General features: G+C 41.0%; 26 protein-coding genes. 8 read left to right on the top strand and 18 right to left on the bottom strand.

The window, feature by feature from the left end:
* Window positions 1-117: 117 nt before the first annotated feature.
* Window positions 118-744, bottom strand: a complete 627-nt coding sequence (gene cdaS / locus MHH40_RS00905) for a sporulation-specific diadenylate cyclase CdaS (protein WP_034620466.1) — start codon at window positions 742-744, stop codon at window positions 118-120.
* Window positions 745-822: 78 nt separating this feature from the next.
* Here cdaS and MHH40_RS00900 point away from each other — a divergent pair, with 78 nt between their 5' ends.
* Window positions 823-948, top strand: coding sequence for a hypothetical protein (locus tag MHH40_RS00900; RefSeq protein WP_003215647.1), 126 nt, complete (start codon window positions 823-825; stop codon window positions 946-948).
* Between the two features lie 58 nt (window positions 949-1,006).
* Window positions 1,007-2,368 (top strand): MATE family efflux transporter, encoded by a 1,362-nt coding sequence (locus MHH40_RS00895; RefSeq protein WP_050943918.1) that lies wholly within the window; start codon window positions 1,007-1,009, stop codon window positions 2,366-2,368.
* Between the two features lie 46 nt (window positions 2,369-2,414).
* Here MHH40_RS00895 and bshB2 read toward each other — a convergent pair whose 3' ends face one another.
* The 4 genes from bshB2 to rarD all read right to left on the bottom strand — a co-directional run bounded on the left by bshB2 (window position 2,415) and on the right by rarD (window position 4,711).
* Window positions 2,415-3,080, bottom strand: a complete 666-nt coding sequence (gene bshB2 / locus MHH40_RS00890) for a bacillithiol biosynthesis deacetylase BshB2 (RefSeq protein WP_050943917.1) — start codon at window positions 3,078-3,080, stop codon at window positions 2,415-2,417.
* Window positions 3,081-3,098: 18 nt separating this feature from the next.
* Complete coding sequence (locus MHH40_RS00885; RefSeq protein ID WP_050943916.1) at window positions 3,099-3,449, bottom strand: YojF family protein; 351 nt, start codon at window positions 3,447-3,449, stop codon at window positions 3,099-3,101.
* On the bottom strand, window positions 3,446-3,727 hold the full coding sequence (locus MHH40_RS00880) for a hypothetical protein (RefSeq protein WP_003215525.1): 282 nt from the start codon (window positions 3,725-3,727) through the stop codon (window positions 3,446-3,448). Before MHH40_RS00880 ends, MHH40_RS00885 begins: the two co-directional genes overlap by 4 nt.
* 78 nt (window positions 3,728-3,805) lie before the next feature.
* Complete coding sequence (gene rarD, locus MHH40_RS00875; protein WP_012010264.1) at window positions 3,806-4,711, bottom strand: EamA family transporter RarD; 906 nt, start codon at window positions 4,709-4,711, stop codon at window positions 3,806-3,808.
* Window positions 4,712-4,806: 95 nt separating this feature from the next.
* Here rarD and MHH40_RS00870 point away from each other — a divergent pair, with 95 nt between their 5' ends.
* Window positions 4,807-5,280 carry an Hsp20/alpha crystallin family protein gene (locus MHH40_RS00870; RefSeq protein ID WP_003216069.1) on the top strand — a complete coding sequence of 158 codons (474 nt, stop codon included), beginning with the start codon at window positions 4,807-4,809 and terminating at the stop codon, window positions 5,278-5,280.
* 40 nt (window positions 5,281-5,320) lie between these two features.
* On the opposite strand, the gene MHH40_RS00865 is transcribed toward MHH40_RS00870, so the two are convergent.
* Together MHH40_RS00865 and MHH40_RS00860 are read right to left on the bottom strand one after the other, a co-directional pair.
* Entirely contained in the window at window positions 5,321-5,539 is a 219-nt protein-coding gene (locus tag MHH40_RS00865) for a hypothetical protein (RefSeq protein WP_003215921.1), read from the bottom strand.
* Between the two features lie 75 nt (window positions 5,540-5,614).
* Window positions 5,615-5,947 carry a winged helix-turn-helix transcriptional regulator gene (locus MHH40_RS00860; RefSeq protein ID WP_050943915.1) on the bottom strand — a complete coding sequence of 111 codons (333 nt, stop codon included), beginning with the start codon at window positions 5,945-5,947 and terminating at the stop codon, window positions 5,615-5,617.
* Window positions 5,948-6,087: 140 nt separating this feature from the next.
* On the opposite strand from MHH40_RS00860, the gene MHH40_RS00855 reads away from it, so the two are divergent.
* From MHH40_RS00855 to MHH40_RS00845, 3 genes are all read left to right on the top strand, one after another.
* Window positions 6,088-6,705 (top strand): nitroreductase family protein, encoded by a 618-nt coding sequence (locus MHH40_RS00855; protein WP_003215532.1) that lies wholly within the window; start codon window positions 6,088-6,090, stop codon window positions 6,703-6,705.
* Between the two features lie 235 nt (window positions 6,706-6,940).
* Window positions 6,941-7,144, top strand: coding sequence for a DUF3311 domain-containing protein (locus tag MHH40_RS00850; RefSeq protein ID WP_003215965.1), 204 nt, complete (start codon window positions 6,941-6,943; stop codon window positions 7,142-7,144).
* Window positions 7,144-8,637: a sodium:solute symporter family protein gene (locus MHH40_RS00845; RefSeq protein ID WP_050943914.1), complete on the top strand. Its 1,494-nt coding sequence runs from the start codon at window positions 7,144-7,146 to the stop codon at window positions 8,635-8,637. The genes MHH40_RS00850 and MHH40_RS00845 overlap by 1 nt, the downstream gene beginning before the upstream one ends.
* 40 nt (window positions 8,638-8,677) lie before the next feature.
* On the opposite strand, the gene MHH40_RS00840 is transcribed toward MHH40_RS00845, so the two are convergent.
* On the bottom strand, window positions 8,678-10,063 hold the full coding sequence (locus MHH40_RS00840) for a S41 family peptidase (RefSeq protein WP_050943913.1): 1,386 nt from the start codon (window positions 10,061-10,063) through the stop codon (window positions 8,678-8,680).
* Window positions 10,064-10,214: 151 nt separating this feature from the next.
* Here MHH40_RS00840 and MHH40_RS00835 point away from each other — a divergent pair, with 151 nt between their 5' ends.
* Window positions 10,215-10,913, top strand: a complete 699-nt coding sequence (locus MHH40_RS00835) for a class I SAM-dependent methyltransferase (protein ID WP_050943912.1) — start codon at window positions 10,215-10,217, stop codon at window positions 10,911-10,913.
* Window positions 10,914-11,005: 92 nt separating this feature from the next.
* Window positions 11,006-11,257, top strand: coding sequence for a hypothetical protein (locus MHH40_RS00830; RefSeq protein ID WP_003216113.1), 252 nt, complete (start codon window positions 11,006-11,008; stop codon window positions 11,255-11,257).
* Window positions 11,258-11,308: 51 nt separating this feature from the next.
* On the opposite strand, the gene MHH40_RS00825 is transcribed toward MHH40_RS00830, so the two are convergent.
* The 10 genes from MHH40_RS00825 to MHH40_RS00780 all read right to left on the bottom strand — a co-directional run bounded on the left by MHH40_RS00825 (window position 11,309) and on the right by MHH40_RS00780 (window position 18,773).
* The gene (locus MHH40_RS00825) at window positions 11,309-12,139 is read right to left on the bottom strand and encodes a M15 family metallopeptidase (RefSeq protein WP_050943911.1); all 831 of its coding nucleotides are present in this window, start codon (window positions 12,137-12,139) and stop codon (window positions 11,309-11,311) included.
* A 68-nt stretch (window positions 12,140-12,207) separates the two neighbouring features.
* Window positions 12,208-12,903: a purine-nucleoside phosphorylase gene (gene deoD, locus MHH40_RS00820; RefSeq protein ID WP_012010274.1), complete on the bottom strand. Its 696-nt coding sequence runs from the start codon at window positions 12,901-12,903 to the stop codon at window positions 12,208-12,210.
* A gap of 112 nt (window positions 12,904-13,015) precedes the next feature.
* Window positions 13,016-13,333 (bottom strand): hypothetical protein, encoded by a 318-nt coding sequence (locus MHH40_RS00815; protein ID WP_050943910.1) that lies wholly within the window; start codon window positions 13,331-13,333, stop codon window positions 13,016-13,018.
* A 54-nt stretch (window positions 13,334-13,387) separates the two neighbouring features.
* Window positions 13,388-13,996 (bottom strand): phosphatase PAP2 family protein, encoded by a 609-nt coding sequence (locus tag MHH40_RS00810; RefSeq protein WP_050943909.1) that lies wholly within the window; start codon window positions 13,994-13,996, stop codon window positions 13,388-13,390.
* 48 nt (window positions 13,997-14,044) lie between these two features.
* Window positions 14,045-14,215, bottom strand: a complete 171-nt coding sequence (locus MHH40_RS00805) for a YozD family protein (RefSeq protein WP_003216084.1) — start codon at window positions 14,213-14,215, stop codon at window positions 14,045-14,047.
* 250 nt (window positions 14,216-14,465) lie between these two features.
* Complete coding sequence (locus MHH40_RS00800) at window positions 14,466-15,146, bottom strand: hypothetical protein (RefSeq protein ID WP_012010279.1); 681 nt, start codon at window positions 15,144-15,146, stop codon at window positions 14,466-14,468.
* A 144-nt stretch (window positions 15,147-15,290) separates the two neighbouring features.
* On the bottom strand, window positions 15,291-15,515 hold the full coding sequence (locus MHH40_RS00795; protein WP_003215834.1) for a YozE family protein: 225 nt from the start codon (window positions 15,513-15,515) through the stop codon (window positions 15,291-15,293).
* 79 nt (window positions 15,516-15,594) lie between these two features.
* Window positions 15,595-15,876, bottom strand: coding sequence for a YokU family protein (locus tag MHH40_RS00790; protein ID WP_050943908.1), 282 nt, complete (start codon window positions 15,874-15,876; stop codon window positions 15,595-15,597).
* 2 nt (window positions 15,877-15,878) lie between these two features.
* Window positions 15,879-17,279 carry a lysine 2,3-aminomutase gene (gene ablA, locus MHH40_RS00785; protein WP_003215473.1) on the bottom strand — a complete coding sequence of 467 codons (1,401 nt, stop codon included), beginning with the start codon at window positions 17,277-17,279 and terminating at the stop codon, window positions 15,879-15,881.
* A gap of 117 nt (window positions 17,280-17,396) precedes the next feature.
* Window positions 17,397-18,773, bottom strand: coding sequence for a sigma-54 interaction domain-containing protein (locus tag MHH40_RS00780; protein WP_050943907.1), 1,377 nt, complete (start codon window positions 18,771-18,773; stop codon window positions 17,397-17,399).
* Window positions 18,774-18,841: the final 68 nt, after the last annotated feature.

Genomic DNA, 18,841 nt, shown 5'->3' with positions numbered 1-18,841 from the left:
AGTTCTATTCTACATGACAAATTTTTCTGTATCAAATGACTTTTTACTTAATTGCCTGTTTTTTCTCCTCAAATGAAAAAAGCATCCTTCCGAATGAAGAATGCAGCGATTGGTTTTTTATTTTCTGATTTCAGGTTCTTTTACAGTGAGCGGATAAAGGACTCCTTCTTTCGCAAATGACATTTTACCCGTTTCCTCTGAAACGACGAGAACAAGTGCATCGGTCATGCCAGAGAGTCCGATCGCAGCCCTGTGTCTTGTCCCGAGAGAAGGACTGACTTTTTTTGAAGTAAGCGGGAGCACATTTGCCGCAGATACGAGCGTATTTTCTTTGACTAAAAGCGCACCATCATGAAGTGGATTTCCTGGGTAGAAAATGCTTTCAATTAATGAAGCACTAATTTTCGCATGAAGATTTGTCCCTCTTTGAATAAAATCCTCGACCTCATCCCGCCTTTGTATCACAATCAGTGCCCCGTGCTTTTGTTTTGATAAGCTCTCAATGGCTAACGAAAATTGAGCAAATCCAGGTGTGAATTCTTCCATGTACGATTGTAAATAAAACGAGGAAGCCTCTGCATGCATTTCATTAAACTCATCATGTAATGACTCGAGATCACAAAGTAGACATTGCTCAATCTCATCAAGGGAATCGATAATGTCACTTGCATCCTTCATAATTTTCATCAAGTGTGTTCTCATGCCCACTTTAAATTGCACTTCTTCATTCGTACGATTGATCATTTGACCTTTTCCCTCCTCCTTTTCGTTGTCATAAAATAACAAATTATGCACATTCTATTGTTATGGAGGTGACTTAATATGACCATTCAGAAAGTGATTCAATATGCTTGCAGCATTTTAGGTGTTGTCAGTCTTTCCTTTATTTATGCCCAAATGTTTAAAAAAACGAAGCCATCTAAGAAAAATAATCCGACAGAGAATTGATTTTTTTACATAGCATGATATAATCCTCTCGTTATTTCTGTTCAGAGAGGAACTTATGATGAGAGAAACAAATAGCATTCGAGCTAAGGTGACACTATTTTTAACCATTTTGATTCCGATTTTAATCACTCAAGCGGGTCTTTCGCTTATTACGTTTTTAGACACCGTGATGTCTGGAAAAGTGAGTGCAGAAGACCTTGCGGGTGTTGCGATCGGTTCTAGTATTTGGACACCCGTTTATACAGGACTTGCTGGTATATTAATGGCCGTTACGCCAATTGTCGCTCAGCTGATGGGCGCAGGGCATAAAAAAGATGTTCCTAAGGCTGTCTTTCAGGCGATTTATTTATCCTTTCTTTTAAGTATCTGTGTGATTGCAATTGGAACAATTAGCATCCCTTACGTATTAGGGGGACTTGGACTTGAGCAATCCGTAGAGGATATTGCGCGGCATTTCTTAAGTTTTCTTGCTTTTGGTATCATCCCACTGTTTGGTTATTCGGTGCTCAGGTCATTTATTGATGCATTAGGGAAAACACGTGTAACGATGTTTATCACGTTAACAGCACTTCCGATTAACTTTGTGTTAAACTATGTATTTATTTTTGGGAATTTTGGCTTTCCAAAGCTTGGCGGTGCGGGAGCTGGTCTTGCTTCTGCGTTGACGTATTGGGCGATTTTCATCATGAGTATTTGTATTGTCATGAAAGCAGAACCATTTGCCTCATTTCGTTTGTTTCAGAAACTGCCTCAAATCAATATCTCCCGTATGGGGCAAATACTGAAAATCGGTCTTCCTATTGGGTTTGCGATCTTTTTTGAAACGAGTATCTTTGCAGCAGTTACGTTATTAATGGGTCACTTTGATACTGTGACGATTGCAAGTCACCAGGCTGCGATGAACTTTGCTTCCATCTTATATATTTTACCGCTCAGTATCTCGATGGCTTTAACGATTGTCGTTGGGTTTGAAGCTGGTGCCAAGCGTTATAAAGACGCGCAAAGCTATAGCTATATCGGAATTGGAACGGCGGTATTATTCTCCTTGTGTACGGCAGCACTCATTTTATTATTTAGACCAGAGATTGCTGGTTTATACACAGCTGAATCGGCTGTTTTACAGTTGACACAGCAATTTTTGATTTATGCGATCTTTTTCCAGCTGTCAGATGCCATTGCAGCACCCATTCAAGGGGCGCTGCGCGGCTATAAAGATGTTAACTATACGCTCATTGCCGCATTTGTTTCATACTGGGTGATCGGCCTTCCTTCCGGCTATCTGATTGGCACCTATACCTCGTATGGGGCATTTGGGTATTGGATTGGTCTCATTGCGGGACTTGCCGCTGGTGCCATTGTCCTCTTTATCCGTCTCAGATTGATTGAAAAACGATTGCTTCAACAAGCGCCCAATCACTAAATACGACACAAAAAAACAGCTGATCAATGTCAGCTGCTTTTTTTATTTAGTCATTCCATTGGTACGTCCAGAAAATTTCTTCATCGAACCATTTTTGGACGACAGGTTCTTTGTTTTTCAGCTTCTGTTCAAGCTCTCTCAGCATGCCTTCTGTTTGCGTTCTATGCGCTCTCAGTGCATTTAATTTGATATCTGCTACATCTGTAATGTCGATCGTAATATCTGCATTTCCAAGCACTTCTTCTCTATTTTTCGTAATGGCCATGCAGTATGTGACAGGACGATCTTCTTTTTTCTTACGGTAAAGAGCGCGAATCACCGCTTCCCCTGTCGCATCATGATCAGGATGTACACCGTGTCCAGGATAAAACGTCACAATCAGTGTAGGTTTGACTTCATCAATGATGGTTTCCATCACATCAGCTAAATACTCGTCGTCTTCAAATTCCAATGTTTTATCACGAAGTCCAAGCATACGTAAGTCTGTGATATCCATTTCTTTGCAGGCGCTGATTAATTCCTGTTTTCTTAATTCAGGAAGTGTTTCACGGTTAGCATATGTTGGGCTGCCCATATTTCTGCCCATTTCCCCAAGTGTCCCGCATGCATACGTGACTGGGATGCCGCGTTTTCTACTTTGTGCAATGAGACCTGCAACCCCAAACGATTCATCATCTGGGTGAGGCAGCATCACTAGTACATGTTCATTCATGACTCGTCACCCTTTCTTCTACACCTGAAATGGTGTTTCACTAATTTGTAATGAGATCGCTAGTTTCCCGTCTGGCAAGTGCCCAGCTAACAGCAGGCGGCCATGGTCATCAAACACATAATCCGTTAATCCTTCTGCGTAAATCCAGCCATCTTCTGTTTTCATTCCAACACGGTACGGACCTTGTCCTTTTATTTTCGCCTGTGAATAGACGACTTTCGCATTGCGGATATAGGCAACGACCGTCATATTTTGTTCATTTACATGAGCTGAATAAGAACCAGTGGTCGTTTCAAGATGAACGAAGACTGGACGATTTAAAAACGATTCAAGATGTGCTGTGACATCTTCCGTTTGAATTGGTTTCATGAGTGGTTCCTTCCTTCATTTTGAATTAATTCGCGCAGCTTTTTTGTATGTAAGCTGATCAGCTGCAGCTGATGATCATGCCGAAGCCCACTTTCTAATATTCTCTCTACAGCGAGTACATATTTTTGATGAAATGATTTTCTCGCCCTCGGATGAGTGCGCGCATCGCTTAAATCATCACATATTGCCTCGTGTAAAGAAGACATATCATCGACATCAAGCTGACGATTTTTCCATAAAGATTGATAAGCAGCTGTAAGCTCATTGGCTGATGACATGTAATCACCTCTACAGTTTTGGTAACAACTTATTATGACATGATCCGCCTTCAAAAAAAAGCAAACTGCTCGTAGGACTTAATGAGAATTCGCAGTTTTTTTCATGCGTAATTGAGAGGTCGTAAACAATAAAATCGCCACCCAGATACAAAGAAACGTCACAATTTTAGCTGAAGATAAATGCTCGTGATACACAAATAACCCTAAAAACAGCGTAATCGTTGGTGCAATGTACTGTAAAATACCCACTTGATAAAGAGGAATTCTTTTTGCCCCTTCAGAGAATAAAAGAAGCGGTACCGCAGTAAAGACCCCTGCAAAGAATAAGAGACCAAGCGATCCGAAGCTGTTAGGATTCATTGTCACCACAGGTTCTTTTAAGAAGAACAATAAGTACACAAGAGCTGCCGGGGCTAGAAGCAGCGTTTCAATTGTCAAACCAATGGCACTCGTGAAGCTCATTCTTTTTTTAATCAATCCATAAAAACCGAAGCTAAAGGCAAGTAATATTGCCACGACAGGAAATGAACCGTACTGAATCGTAGAAAGAATCACCCCAGCTGCGGCAATTAAAATCGCAATGGTTTGTAATTTATTGAGCCGCTCTTTCAAGAAAATGATGCCTAGTAAAACAGAGACAAGCGGATTAATATAATACCCTAAACTAGCTTCTAGCATAAGATGATGGTTGACTGCCCAAATGTACACATACCAGTTAACCGATATTAAAATAGCAGATAATAGTAATGAAAAAAGTGCCTTGCCATCGAGCATGAGACCCTTCACTGTCTGCATCGCCGGCCGGACTTGTTTTAAATACAGAAGAATACCGCACATAAAAACAAATGACCATAAAATTCTGTGCGCTAAAATTTCGCCTGACGAAATATGTTCCATCAGTTTCCAATATAACGGGAATAATCCCCATAATGTAAAAGATGCTGCCGTATAGAGAACACCTTTTGATTGCTGTTGTTCGTTCAATCTAACCATTCCTTTCTAAACCTATCGTATATTATAGCACGCACTCAAGTGAATGGGCATATACTAATTCAGGGCATTTAGAAAGGATGATTTGCATGTTTGACTGGAACCGATTATTCCCTTTTCAAAAGCAATTTTCAAAAGAAGCCTTAAAGAATTCAGACCCTAAAGACGTCGAGCAGTACGTCAATCAAGTGATGGAAAGTGTATTCGGCTCCAATTATCCTGCTCAGTTCCCTTTTCAGGACCCACTCTCTCAACATCAAAAAACGAGAGAAACAGACGTCAAAAAAGAAAAAGAACCCGAAGTGGAAGTGTTCGAAACCACTGATCACGTGTTCGTTAAGATTGAGCTTGCTCGGCCGAGCACAGAAAAAGTAAAAATTAAACATACAGCCAACCTGCTGTTTATTGATCATTTTCCTGAGGAAGGCACGCAGAAAAAAGTCGTCCTCCCTGCTGCTGTCAAAAGAAAAGGAACGAAGGCTTCGTATCAGGACGGTATTTTGGAGATTATGTTTTTAAAGCATGATGATCCGGGGATTTCTGAAATCGATATTCCATTATAAAAAGCCTGCTTTGATATAGAAGCAGGCTTACTCTTTTTTCTTAATAGTATGGTGGATATCCTCCGCCATAAGGTGGTGGAACAGGCGGTGGTGGTGGCGGGTAATATGGACGGGGATAATTAAAAATCGCACTTCCTAAAAACCCGCCAAGCAGTCCGCCGACTAAAGGAGCGCCAAAACCAAAAAACAAAGGGACTCTGGATTCATATGGCGGAATGCCAGGGGCGCCGCCTCGGAAATACGGAGTATGAGGGTACATGCATTTCTCCTCCTTTGTCATGTGCCTAAGATCAGCATATTCATCAGGAGTCAAAACGTTTGGGCAAACCTGAAACTAGGCTTGTTCCTTTTTTTTATGAGATTCTGTATATTCCCCTGCCCACCTAGATACCTCATGAAACACATCATTTAGCGCATTTCCTTTTTCAGTTAAACAGTAAATGACTTTCACAGGCGTCTCAGGCAATACAGTTCGCTCTATAATCCCTTCTTGCTCAAGTTCCTTTAAACGCTCTGCGAGCATTTTTTGACTGATGGATGGGATAATGTCCGTCATGTCTTTAAAACGCTTTGGACCATCAAGCAATACATGAATAATGAGACCGTTCCACCTTTTGCCTAGCAGTAAAAAAGCTTGCTGAATGTGTGGACATAATTGAAATTCCATAAATTTCAGCCTTTCTTTTCATGATTGTTTGACAAACTAACGGTATACAATTTAAAATATATCTCTAGTTACAATAAGTAAGTTTCTCACTTTTTAGTTATTGTACCATATTATTTGCAAAAACGGGAGGAAATATCCACATGGCGACTGATCAAAAAACGATTGACATTTTAAAACAAAGAGCTTCAGTAAAAGAGTACGATACAACTCATGAAATGACAAAAGAAGAGTTAACAGAGCTTCTTGATATCACAACAAAAGCACCATCCGCGTGGAACCTTCAGCATTGGCATTTCACTGTCTTCCATAGTGCTGAATCTAAAGCGAAGTTACTTCCAATCGCTTACAACCAAAAGCAAATCTCACAAGCATCAGCTGTTATTGCTGTACTAGGAGATCTTGAAGCCAATCAAAATGGTGAAAAAATCTACAGTGAGCTGGCAGAACAAGGCTTCATTACTGAAGACATCAAAGAAACATTGATGACTCAAATCAATGGCGCATACCAAAGCGAGCAGTATGCACGTGAAGCTGCGTATTCAAATGCTTCATTAGCTGCTATGCAATTAATGATTGCTGCAAAAGCAATGGGCTATGATACATGCGCAATGGGTGGTTTCAGTAAAGACGCCTACATCAAAGAATTCAATGTAAGCGGCCGATATGAGCCAGTCATGCTGATTTCAGTTGGTAAAGCAGCGAAAGAAGCTCATAAAAGCAATCGTTTCGACATCGAAGAAGTATCTGATTTCCTTTAAAATTGGCAAGGCCTCAGCTTTCATGCTGAGGTTTTTTTATTTGGTTTCAATATTATTTCTGCATATTTTCTTTTCACTTTACCCCTTTTCACCTCCACTTTTTCTCCTTTTTAAGAATGAAAGCGTTATATTAGTATGATATTCAGCGAAATGATTGTTTTTTCTGAAAATGGTCTTGTGATCTAATCTGACAACTGCTATTATTATGAAATTACAAAAAATTCAGGAGGAAATCATGAATAAAAAATTGATACTGGCACTACTTATAGCGATTCCATTCATCGGACAGCTCGCACTGCTGCCCTTTGCGAATCGTATCCATCCATTTGTGATAGGCCTGCCTTTTTTCCACTTCTGGCTCTTACTATGGATTGTTCTCACACCAGTCTGTACATTCATCATTTACCGCATGCAACATTCAAATGGAGGAACTGACTAATGCAAGGAAATTTGACAGCTTTATTGATTACAGCAAGTATCATTTTCATCGTCGTGGTCATTGGATTTGCCGCTGGCCGTGATAAATCATCCAGACAGTCAGTAGAGGAATGGTCTGTCGGCGGGAGAAAATTTGGCGGGCTGCTCGTCTGGTTCCTCGTTGGCGCAGATTTATACACAGCTTATACCTTTTTAGGGCTCACTAGTACAGCCTATACAGCTGGAAGTGTCGCTTTTTTCGCTATTCCCTATTCAGTTCTAGCGTATTTTATTGCTTATTTCTTCTTACCAAAGCTATGGACGGTTGCGAAGAATCACAACCTCACAACGCTCGCTGATTATGCACGTGAGCGCTTTGACAGCAAGCTGTTATCCAGTCTAATTGCAATTATTGGAGTACTTATGCTCATTCCTTATATTTGTCTTCAACTGAGCGGGATTCAAGATACGTTAACTGTCGCTGGAACTAGTTATATTAATGTGAATGCAGTTGTTATTATTTCATTTATTTTAGTCGCACTTTATACATTTTTCAGCGGGATTAAAGGTCCTACATATACAGCCATTATTAAGGATATTCTCGTTTGGGTCATCATGCTGTTTATGGTGGTTTCGCTGCCAATCATTCATTTTAACGGCTGGACTCCGATGATGAATACGTTAGCTAAGGAAGCTCCACAGCTTCTGACAATTCCTGACGGCGGTCCTAAAGGCATTTTATGGTTCATTACCGCTTCAGGTGTTTCTGCCCTTGCTTTGTTTATGTGGGCACATGCGGCAACAGGGGTATTTACAGCAAAAAGTGCAGATGCTATCCGTAAAAACAGCATGTTTTTGCCTCTTTATAACATCGTATTGATTTTGGTCATCTTCCTTGGATTTATTGCCTTTTTGGTCTTACCAGAAGATACGAATCCAAGATTTGCACTTCTTCATTTAATTCAAACGTCATATGGCGGCGTGATGCAGGGTCTTGCTTATTCAACGATTGCACTGGCTTCCCTCATTCCATGCTCGATCATGGCCATTGGTGCATCGAATTTATTTGCCAATAATTTATATCGTGACTTAATTCATCCGAATGTATCACCTAAAAGGTTGACCATCATCACTCGTTCAATGGTGTTTATCGTGATCGGACTGGCTCTATTATTCGGAATGCTCTTCCCAACAGCACTTGTGACGCTTCAGCTCATTGGTGTTTCAGGAATGGTTCAAATCTTCCCAGCCATTGCGATCAGCTTGTTCTGGAAAAAACAATCGAGAGAAGCAACGATTGCGGGGTTAGTTGTTGGCATCATCGTCACCTTTACAGCCAATATCTCACAAGTCACGTTCGGTCTTTATGAAGGGTTTCTTGGTTTACTAGCAAACGTTGTGGTCATCCTGATTTTGAATCCATTCTTCCAAAAGAAGGTCACATCCAATTCTGTCATGAATGAACTATTTGAAAAAGATCAAGACAAAACAGAAGCGATGGGAAACAACGCGTAAATATAAAAAGAGCAGTCCCCCTATGAGGACTGCTCTTTCTTTATTTCATTTCTTTTTTCAAGACTTCAATGGCTTTTTTCATTTGAGTATCATTTTTCTTTAGCTTATCTTGGATCTTTGTCATCAGTACTGTCGTTGTATCTCCCGTCAGAATTCCGTCTGCTTTCAGATCGTTGTCTGTTTGGAAGCTTTTGACGATCGTCTGGAAGGCTTGATCGTACTCACCATTTGCTTTTGCTTTGTAGTCAAGCGCTTGGAACATTTTTTGAGCCGCTTTGACTTCATCTCCATTGTCATTCAGCTGATACGTTTTTTTCGGGCTTAAGTATGGCAGCTTTGCATAACTTGGGAGCGATGCTTTGACCTGTGGTTCAATTCCTTTTTTATGAATCCACGAACCATCCGGCGTTAGCCACTTGGCAATGGTTAACTTGACACTAGAACCATCATTATAGCTTTGCGCATTTTGAACAGTTCCTTTACCAAATGTCTTTTCACCAATAATTTTGATACCTGAAGATTGGTGCAGAGCCGCCGCCATGATTTCTGCAGCGCTGGCTGAGCCGCCATTTACAAGGACAACTGCCGGCTGATGAACTTTGCGTTCTTTTTCAGCCTTGTACTCTTCTTTCTTCCCTTTTTCTTCAACTTGCATGATGACTTTCCCTTTATCGATAAAGTCATTACTCATTTCAATCGCTTCTGTCATAATGCCGCCTGGATTATCTCTCAGGTCAATGACAAACCCTGTTGCCCCTTTTTTCTCGAGGTCATCAATGGCTTTATCTAACTCTTTTGACGTTGTTTCAGCAAAGGACGTGATTTGGATTTCTCCTATTTTGTCTTTTGTGAGTTTTGCATACACTGTTTCAACTGGAATGGTGTCTCTTGTGATGGTCACATCAACATTTCCCACTCCTTGGCGGTTAAGGTGAAGCTTGACATCCGTTCCTTTTTTCCCTCTGATTAGAGAGACTGCTTGATTGACCGACATGCCTTTTGTGCTTTTTCCATCCACCTTTAAAATACGATCATGAGGTTTCAACCCGGCTTTTTCAGCAGGAGAGCCTTTAATCGGTGCGACAATTAAAATTTGTCCATCCTTCTCTTCTACTTGTGCACCAATTCCTTCAAATGATGAAGAAATGGTGTTGTTAAATCCTTCGGCTTCCTCCTGATCCATATATGTAGAGTATGGATCATCAAGTGATGCGATCATTCCTTGAATCGCACCATCTACTAGTTTTTGATCATCCGTTTTTTCGTAATACTCATCTTTTACTTTCGTATACGCAGCCATGAGTTTACTAAACTTCTCATCTCCTGAGACATTGACAGTCCCTTGTTTTGTGATCACAAATGTAATCGCTGAGGACAGTGCCGCTGTCACCAAAATAGCGATGACGATCTTAAATTGTTTTTTCAAAAAAACACCACCTTTATCTCCTTTCATTATTATCAAGGACGATGCTTCATCCGTCAACCAAAGGATCGAAGTTCTCTTTGAAAAGATAAGCCATTTGACCTTGCATTGCATAATCTTTAAAGAGGAACTTGATAAGGAAAGAAGGGATTTTATGAGTGATTATGTAGAAATGCTTGCCTATTTTGGCGTATCTAGTGCCCATCCTGGCGGAATTGAGTTAACAAAAACGATGCTTGAGCATATAAAATTGATGCCTGATGCGCGCATACTGGATGCGGGATGCGGGACTGGACAAACGGCGGCATATTTAGGCAATATCGGTTATCAGGTGGAGGCGATTGATACACACCCTTTGATGATTGAAAAGGCTAATCTGCGATTTGAGCGAGAAGAACTGCCGATCCGCGCACTGCAAGCATCGATCGAACAGCTGCCATTTCCAGATGAAGCGTTCACTCTTCTGATCAGTGAATCTGTTTTGAGCTTTACCAACCTTCCAGCGGCACTTGCTGAGATTAAACGCGTGCTTGCCCCTGGAAGTCAACTTGTTGCGAATGAAGCAGTATTAAAAGCACCCCTTACACCGAAGGAGCTTGCCGCCGTTCAAGATTTTTACGGGTTTCACGCACTCTTTTCACTTGAAGAATGGAAGGAGCAGCTAAAAGCAGCAGGATTTCATGACGTTCGCATTCTCTCATTTGATGATCACATGGTACAAGAGGAGCCGACAGAAATGGAATTATCTGAATATATCCCGCCTTCTCTTTACGAAACGATGCAAACACACTACGATCTGATTCAAGCGCACCGAAAGCAGCTAAGCCACATTCTATTTGAATGTACCGTATAAAATGAGCGAATCTCCTATATGTTTTGTCCAAACTCTATGAGGTCTCTCGCATAGGATAAGAGGGAAAAGAGTTTGTCATAAGGAGGAAAAATATGGAGCGCTATCAAAAGCTTTGTCAGCAGCATATGGGGAAAGTCGCTAGAATCACAGATCGTAATGGCAGAGTACATGTCGGACGCATTGAGCGGGTGACAAACCGCAAAGTGTATATTCGTCCAGTCGGCGGTTCTCGCGGCGGCTTTGGCTTTGGTTATTACGGAGGGTATTACGGCTGGGGTGCCGCTTATGGCATCGGGCTTGGTTTCATTACAGGTTTCGCATTAGCAGGATTGTTCTTTTTTTAAAAGAAGAATAAAGAAGGCCCCCCCGAATAGCTGGGAGGCCTTTTTATTTGATTAAATTTTCTTCACTTTATTCATGTACTCTTCAAATGTTAAATCGTGATCATGCATCGCTTTTGCTGCTTCTTTTCCAACATAGCGCAGATGCCACGGCTCATATTCATATTTTGTCATGTCTTCTTTTCCTTTTGGATAACGAATGATAAAACCATATTTATAGGCGTTTTTAGCCACCCATTTGCCATCAGGTGTTTCACCAAACTTTTCAGAGATGTCAAAGCCGGCACTTTTTGAGGAAATGTCCATTGCAAGGCCTGTTTGGTGTTCACTTTCGCCTGGTAAAGCTACTGCTTCTTGCGCTTTTTCTTTGCCTTTTAACTTGACTTCACTATCAAAAATGACCTTTTGACGGTCATAGGAGCGATAGCCAGATACGGCAGCCAGCTCAAAGTTTTTCTTTTTCGCATCTTTGAATAATGTCTCAAGTGCTTCTGCTGCTTCTTTACGAATATATCGTTTTTCAATATCCTCTGAAAAAGAGAATTCTACTTTTGGAACAACGAGATCAGAAGGTTTATAGGTTCCTGGTAATGCGTATTCTTTGTTGACAAGTGCTAGCACGTTTGCAGGATTTTGAATGGTTTTCAGCCCGCTTACCACTTTGATGTCATTGAAATATTCACTCTTTAACGTCAGCTCTTGATCCGATGAATCTGCTGTATTGTTTGAGTTTTGCTGGGTAGATGAATTTTCTGCGCTTTTTTGTTCGTTTGTTTTGTTCGATTCAGATGTACCGCTTTTTTGATCCAGCAACTGGCAGCCCGATAGTGCGGCTGTCAAAACAAGAATCGATGCGATTGAGAGTATTTTATAGCTTTTCTTCATGACATACCTTCCTTTTGCTCTTCTAAAAAAATAAAGATGCGCTACATCGTAGCACACCCTTTATACTATTATAAAACGGAGTCTAGCGCAATTAAGATCATTTCGTCAAATGTCGTTTGACGCTCTTCAGCCGTTGTTTCTTCACCTGTGAGAACATGATCACTCACTGTCAGAATGGATAACGCTTTACGATCAAATTTTGCTGCAAGCGAATATAGAGCGGTTGTCTCCATTTCAATTGCTAGAATTCCGTATTGAGCCATGAGCTCAAGTGGTTTTTCATTGTAAAATTGATCTGCTGTAAATACATTACCGACACGTACAGCGACATTTTTTGCTTCTGCTGTGTCGTATGCTTTCTTAAGCAGTCCAAAATCAGCGCAAGGTGCGTAATCAATCGGTCCAAATGCCACACGATTCATTTGTGAATCTGTTGAAGATGTTTGAGCTAAAATGACATCTCGTACGTTGACATCCCTTTTGATAGCCCCGCAAGATCCAACGCGGATCAAGTTCTGAACATCATAGCTTTGAATGAGTTCATTCACATAAATCGAAATAGAAGGTACGCCCATTCCGGTTCCTTGTACAGAAACGCGCTTTCCTTTGTAGGTTCCAGTATAACCATACATTCCGCGCACTTCGTTATAGCATTCGACATCTTCTAAATATGTATCTGCAATATATTTCGCACGAAGCGGATCGCCTGGCAGCAATACCGTTTCTGCAATTTGTCCTTTTTCTGCTCCAATATGTACACTCATTTTTTTAGCCTCCACTTACGTTTACTATGTGTTTTGTCCTATTTAGTATAAACGATTGAGCCCAAAAAAGAAAATACCAGCTAAAGCTCGAGCTGGCATCGAAAATCTCTATTTAACTCATCGTCAACAGTCGTTTACTGCGTTTCCATCCTGCCGGAAAAAGCTGATAATAGCATTTTCCCTTTTTCTTATCATCAATCACAACAATATCACCTGTTGTGATAAACCGTGCATTGTAATCACTAGGGACTGTATCATGTACATTAAATGTCGAGAATGCTTTTTCCAGAACATCCAGGTGTGTTCTGCCGCCAATCTTTGTCCGGTACACAGGCTGATGCCCACTTGCAGCGCCATATTCAGGTGTCTGATAAATGGTTAAGTGAAATGCTGAAGGTTTCTTTTGAAAAAATCTCAACGTCAATTGCATTCAAATCCCTCCCCTTTTATATAAAATTGGCTGGGGTCTGTCAATTTCCTTCTTCTATTTTTGTCGAATGATAGACAATTTTTCGTCAATCTTTTTACAAATGAGAAATAAAGCAAGTCCTATCGCAAAACCGCCTGCAACATCTGTCAAAAAATGAACGCCGATATACATTCGGCTGATCCCAATCAAAACAACACAGACCCCTGTGATCAAGTAGACGATTTTTTGTCTTTCTTTCAGCCATGGAATCATTTCAACTAATAGATAAGCTATAAACGGATAGATTGTGGCTGCATTCATCGAATGTCCGCTCGGAAAGCTGTAATACGTTTCATTGACAAGATGATCAAAGGCCGGACGCTCTCTAGCAAACAGCCCCTTTAGTTCATGGTTGATGGTCTTTTCTGTGAGATATAATAGAAAAAGCATCATGATAGAGTAATAGCGCTTATACATGAATAAAGCGACACTAAAAATGAGCATGATGGGCACGAGCAGCGCACTAATGCCAAAGTCCGTCAAAGTCAGCATGACATCATTTAAAAAAGGGAGTCTGATGCTCTCAAACCATAAGATGATCTGGTTGTCCAATGCTTGACCCACTCCAGATACCATGAGCGCAGCAATGGCACCAAATAAAATTAAAAGAAATAGGATATACACGCGAAAGATTCTCCTCCCTCTCTTCAGAATCACTTCAAAGTATAGTGCCTACCACGCCTCTTCTTCAACTATCATTGTTTTTTTCAGCATATATTCAAACGTAATGTCAGCAAGCTCAAACGTTTCCAGCTCCGCAGGTATGTACCCTCTTTTGACCAGCTCCATGTAGAAGAATTCCGCAATTTCCTCTGTATCGATCACCAAATCTGCTTCTTTCATGACATTCCGCCTCCTTTTTTATGATGTATGAACGACGCCTGTTTTTTATTACAGTTTGTCATAATGGCTCATTCCATACATATAAATGCAGTAAACAAAAAGAAAAGGGGTTTGAGGCAATGAAATGGTTCAGCATATTAGATGGAGAAATGTTTGATCAGGTGATGGGCCGTATCTTGAGGGGATGGTTTTATGTGATTGTTTTTTTCTGTGTGCCTTATTTTTTATTCGTGTTAGGACAAGTCTTTCTTTAACCAAAATGCTCGTGTAAACTTTCCAATATAAAATCCATCATATCTTTGTATTCTGGATCTTCGAAAAATTCGTAGAGAATTTTATAGTCATTATAAATATCAAGAAGCTCATCCACTATAGATACAGCGAGAAATTCTAGTGATGCTTCGCTTTCTTGTTTCTCTTCTAATTGTAATAGAGCTGTTTGCACCATATCTTCTTCCATTTCTTTTGAGGTTTCACCGACGTAATGCACAAAAAGAAGCTGATGAACGAACTGGTCCATCTCATATTTCCTTAGGACAAGCGTTAAGTCTTCCTCTTCTGTTTCCAGCCACTCTCCGTCCTTTAGCCTCGTGAGTTCATAAATGACATCTTCCCAGCCATCATCAAGGTATCGCCATATTTCAGTTCGATGGCCAATAATTTTAAATAGCTCTTTTCCGTAATCTTTTACATATACAACATCGCCAATGAGGAACTCATATTCAATGTCCAGCTTTTCTGTATCCACAATCACCCCGTCGTACTCATCGTAAAGCTGAAGTGATGTTTCAAAATAAAGCACCTCATTATGATTGACCTCATACAAATAGTGCTGGTCAATTTGATGGACTTTTGTAATCGTTCCAACTGTGCCGTACATGACAACGACGACAATATCCCCTACTTGATATTTTGGTGCTTTCGCCTTCATTCTGTCTCCCCCTTGCCCGACTTTTGGTCTTAACGTATCGTATGCCGGCGCAAGGAATTCTGCATGGGCAACCACACCATGCAAAACGCCATTTTATTTCTCATCAAAAAACCGCTTCTCCCATCTGGAAAAAGCGGTTGTGTGTTATTTTTTTTTGACTTCTACTTCATATTGCTCAAACGCTTCGTCAAATGTTGTCATTGAGCTTAAATAATCGCCATTTAATTCTAAATAGGCACACAGCTCATGATAATCAGTGGACGCTTTCGGGAAGCTGTGATCCTCATAAGCAGCATTTGCAAAATGGCTGATTTCATCTTTCGGTTTTGGATGTCTGTACTTCATTAAATAATGGTAAAACGACTTCACCTGTTTTTCCCTCCGCGACACTCTATTTTGTTGTTATATTATACAGCAATTTGATGACTTGTATAGGCGGAGGTACAACTTATGATGAAAAGTCAAAGTAATTTCGCTTTAATAACCGCTCCATGCTCATTAATTCTTCGTATGAAATTTTTTCTGGAAGTTTTGTCTGATCCACTAAAATTAATTGATCTTCTATCCCTTTAACCGTCTCATCCTTTTGATATGTCATACCGCAGTGCGTGCAGGAAATGGACGGTGTTTCGATGATTTCAATGGATTGTGTGCCAGTGATCAGTTCCCAATAGACTGTTGTCTGCTCTGCGTTTGCTTTGTTTTCCTCACACCAATCACATGTCAGCAAGGTTATTTCTCCTCCTTTACAGTTTGATCTTTTTTGAGCTGCGCTTGATATTTTTTCTCTTTTAATTCATCTCGTTTTTCACGTTTGTTTTTGAGTGTGTCATGCTCAGGATTTGTCTCATATGCTTCTCTTCGTTTCATCCGGCTTAAATTCTCTGGCGTAAACGATTTCGCCTCATCCTCAAATAGTGCGGTAATACCAATTGCCGGGTCTTGTTTCTCTTCATAAATTTCATTAAAATACGCATCTGCCTGGCCTGCGACGTAATGCTCTGGTTCAGGGTAAGAGGTGATGACACCTTCAAAGTTACGAAGGACGACTTTGTCAGGGCTTTGCGATAATAAATAATTTGGCTGCAAGGCGATCTTTCCTCCGCCTCCTGGTGCATCCACAACAAAGCTTGGCACGGCATAGCCGCTCGTATGCCCTCTTAAGCCTTCTATGATTTCAAGACCTTTTGATACTGGTGTTCTAAAGTGGCCAATGCCCTCAGATAAATCACACTGATAAATATAATAAGGTCTGACCCGTATCATCACGAGATCGTGCATCAGCTTCTTCATAATCGGCACACTGTCGTTAATTCCTGCAAGGATGACGGCCTGATTACCTACAGGCACGCCGGCATTTACAAGACGTTCGCACGCTTCTTTTGCTTCTTTCGTAATTTCAATGCTTGTATTGAAATGGGTATTCAGCCAAACTGGATGATATTTTTTCAAAATCTCGCACAGCTCATCTGTAATGCGCTGCGGAAAGACGACTGGCGCGCGGGTTCCTATCCGAATGATCTCAACATGCGGAATGTCTCGTAAGTTTTTCAAAATGTATTCAAGCACTTGATCGTTGATTAAGAGCCCATCTCCGCCGGAAATTAACACATCCCGCACCTCAGGTGTTTCTCTAATATATCCAATGGCAGCATCTAACTGCTTTTTTGGCACGCCCATACCGATCTGACCGGAAAAACGTCTTCTCGTACAATAGCGGCAATACATGGAGCACTGATTTGTTACAAGAAAGAGCACACGATCTGGGTACCGATGTGTTAACCCCGGGACAGGTGAGTCTTCATCTTCATGCAGCGGGTCTTCCAGGTCATATTTTGTTTTATGAAGCTCCTCAGCAATTGGCACAGATTGCATACGTACTGGACATCTTGGATCGTCTGGATTCATCAATGAGGCATAGTAGGGTGTAATGTTGAGTGGAATGGTTTTGGTGGAGATCTTCACCCCTTCTCTTTCCTCTTCTGTTAAGTTTACGACTTTCTCTAAATCTTCAAGCGTTTTCACGGTATGCGTCAGCTGCCAAATCCAGTCGTTCCACTTTTCCTCAGGTACATCTTTCCAAAGCTCAATGTCCTTCCAATGACGCGCCGGTTCATATAGTTTTTGATTCATATCCATTCCCCCTATCAGCATTCTCCTTATACTATGCAAGTTATGTGCCAACATGGGAAAATGCCCCTATTCTTTATAGAAGGAGCTTTACCCGTGATATTCAATGGATGGTGATGCCTATATTTCGGCATCTGCATATTTCTTCAGTTTATATTGCAGTGTTTGTCGAGGGATTTTTAAAGCGGCAGCGGTTTTTTTAATATTGCCATGATGCTTGTTTAAAGCTTCTTGAATGAGTGTTTGTTCAAATGAAGAAACCTGACTTTTTAAGGAGGCATTGAGTGTTCCTTCCTCAAGCTTCTGCGTACGTAAATGAGCAGGAAGGTATGAAGGTGTGATGTCTTCCGCTTCCTTTGGCATCATCAATACGGCATGCTCAATGGTATGTTTTAATTCTCGAACGTTCCCCGGCCAGTGGTGAGCCATAAACAATTGCTTTGTTTCTTCAGAAAGGCGTTTGACGTTTTTTGAAAACTGCTGATGATAGGTTTGAATGAAATGGCGGGAAAGCAGCGGGATGTCTTGCTTTCTCTCACGAAGCGGCGGGATATGAAAAGATGACACATGCAGTCTATAAAATAAGTCTTCTCTTAAAATTTGCTTTTTCACCGCTTCAAATGGGTCCATATTGAGTGCAGTAATGAGTCTTACATCTACTTGAATCGCTTTTGCATCTCCAATGCGGCGCACCACGCCATCCTCTAACACACGTAATAATTTCGTCTGCAGCGTGAGCGGCATCGCTTGCAGTTCATCAAGAAAAAGCGTGCCTCCATCAGCTAATTCAAAGAGCCCCTTACGATCAATTGCGCCTGTATAGCTCCCTTTGACAGATCCGAACAATAGGCTCTCAAGTAGCGATTCTGGGAGTGCCGCACAGTTTTGCGGAATGAACACTTGGTTTTTCCGATCAGATTCATGAACGATGGCTTGAACGAGCACTTCTTTCCCTGTCCCTGTTTCCCCGTAGACAACAACTGATGACGGATAAGCAGCAGCTTTTTTTGCCTTTTCAAGCATTTCATTTAAGAGCGGATCATTTGTTAAAAATGAAGAAAAATCATGCATTTGTTCTGCCCCAGCCGCATCGTGTATTCGTTTTTTTTGATCTAAACGATTCGAAAGGGCTGACAGCTTCGATACATCTTTTGCGACTTCGACCGCACCTATTAACTGGCTGTCTTCAATAATAGGCAATGTCGTATTGACGGTCTCAATTCTTTCGCCGTTTTTATTCAAATAGGTTTGCAGCGAATGATAAATGGGCTTCCCTGTTCTCAAAACATGCATGAGCGTACTTGTTTTTTCTGTTAAAGAGGGATACACATCAAGGATGTACTTGTCAATCACCTCTTCTTTTTGTAAACAGTCAAACTTAGCGGCATTATGATTGTAAAAGATCGTCATTCCTTGATCATCTACAACATGGATGGCTTCATCAATGGCTTCTAAAATTAATTCAAACCAGTCCGCTCTTTCGACAACCTTCCCCATTCTTTCCCCCTCACTTTCAGTGCCGAAAAACTGGCATCTATTGCCGGATTTTCAGCGGCTTGATCATC

The sequence above is a fragment of the Bacillus sp. FSL K6-2431 genome (assembly GCF_038005165.1).
GTDB classification, from domain to species: domain Bacteria; phylum Bacillota; class Bacilli; order Bacillales; family Bacillaceae; genus Bacillus; species Bacillus pumilus.
Note: the sequence above shows the minus strand (reverse complement) of the source record. Positions and strands in the feature narration are given on the sequence as shown.

Bases quoted from the DNA above. Each gene is read 5' to 3' on its own strand.
- MHH40_RS00835 (WP_050943912.1), top strand. From the start codon at position 10,215: ATGAGTGATTATGTAGAAATGCTTGCCTATTTTGGCGTATCTAGTGCC.
- MHH40_RS00900 (WP_003215647.1), top strand. From the start codon at position 823: ATGACCATTCAGAAAGTGATTCAATATGCTTGCAGCATTTTAGGTGTT.
- MHH40_RS00800 (WP_012010279.1), bottom strand. From the start codon at position 15,146: ATGAAGGCGAAAGCACCAAAATATCAAGTAGGGGATATTGTCGTCGTT.
- MHH40_RS00870 (WP_003216069.1), top strand. From the start codon at position 4,807: ATGTTTGACTGGAACCGATTATTCCCTTTTCAAAAGCAATTTTCAAAA.
- MHH40_RS00860 (WP_050943915.1), bottom strand. From the start codon at position 5,947: ATGGAATTTCAATTATGTCCACACATTCAGCAAGCTTTTTTACTGCTA.
- MHH40_RS00850 (WP_003215965.1), top strand. From the start codon at position 6,941: ATGAATAAAAAATTGATACTGGCACTACTTATAGCGATTCCATTCATC.
- MHH40_RS00830 (WP_003216113.1), top strand. From the start codon at position 11,006: ATGGAGCGCTATCAAAAGCTTTGTCAGCAGCATATGGGGAAAGTCGCT.
- MHH40_RS00845 (WP_050943914.1), top strand. From the start codon at position 7,144: ATGCAAGGAAATTTGACAGCTTTATTGATTACAGCAAGTATCATTTTC.
- MHH40_RS00895 (WP_050943918.1), top strand. From the start codon at position 1,007: ATGAGAGAAACAAATAGCATTCGAGCTAAGGTGACACTATTTTTAACC.
- MHH40_RS00815 (WP_050943910.1), bottom strand. From the start codon at position 13,333: ATGCAATTGACGTTGAGATTTTTTCAAAAGAAACCTTCAGCATTTCAC.
- MHH40_RS00880 (WP_003215525.1), bottom strand. From the start codon at position 3,727: ATGTCATCAGCCAATGAGCTTACAGCTGCTTATCAATCTTTATGGAAA.
- MHH40_RS00780 (WP_050943907.1), bottom strand. From the start codon at position 18,773: ATGGGGAAGGTTGTCGAAAGAGCGGACTGGTTTGAATTAATTTTAGAA.
- deoD (WP_012010274.1), bottom strand. From the start codon at position 12,903: ATGAGTGTACATATTGGAGCAGAAAAAGGACAAATTGCAGAAACGGTA.
- MHH40_RS00805 (WP_003216084.1), bottom strand. From the start codon at position 14,215: ATGAAAGAAGCAGATTTGGTGATCGATACAGAGGAAATTGCGGAATTC.
- MHH40_RS00865 (WP_003215921.1), bottom strand. From the start codon at position 5,539: ATGTACCCTCATACTCCGTATTTCCGAGGCGGCGCCCCTGGCATTCCG.
- MHH40_RS00885 (WP_050943916.1), bottom strand. From the start codon at position 3,449: ATGAAACCAATTCAAACGGAAGATGTCACAGCACATCTTGAATCGTTT.
- MHH40_RS00825 (WP_050943911.1), bottom strand. From the start codon at position 12,139: ATGAAGAAAAGCTATAAAATACTCTCAATCGCATCGATTCTTGTTTTG.
- cdaS (WP_034620466.1), bottom strand. From the start codon at position 744: ATGATCAATCGTACGAATGAAGAAGTGCAATTTAAAGTGGGCATGAGA.
- ablA (WP_003215473.1), bottom strand. From the start codon at position 17,279: ATGAATCAAAAACTATATGAACCGGCGCGTCATTGGAAGGACATTGAG.
- MHH40_RS00855 (WP_003215532.1), top strand. From the start codon at position 6,088: ATGGCGACTGATCAAAAAACGATTGACATTTTAAAACAAAGAGCTTCA.
- bshB2 (WP_050943917.1), bottom strand. From the start codon at position 3,080: ATGAATGAACATGTACTAGTGATGCTGCCTCACCCAGATGATGAATCG.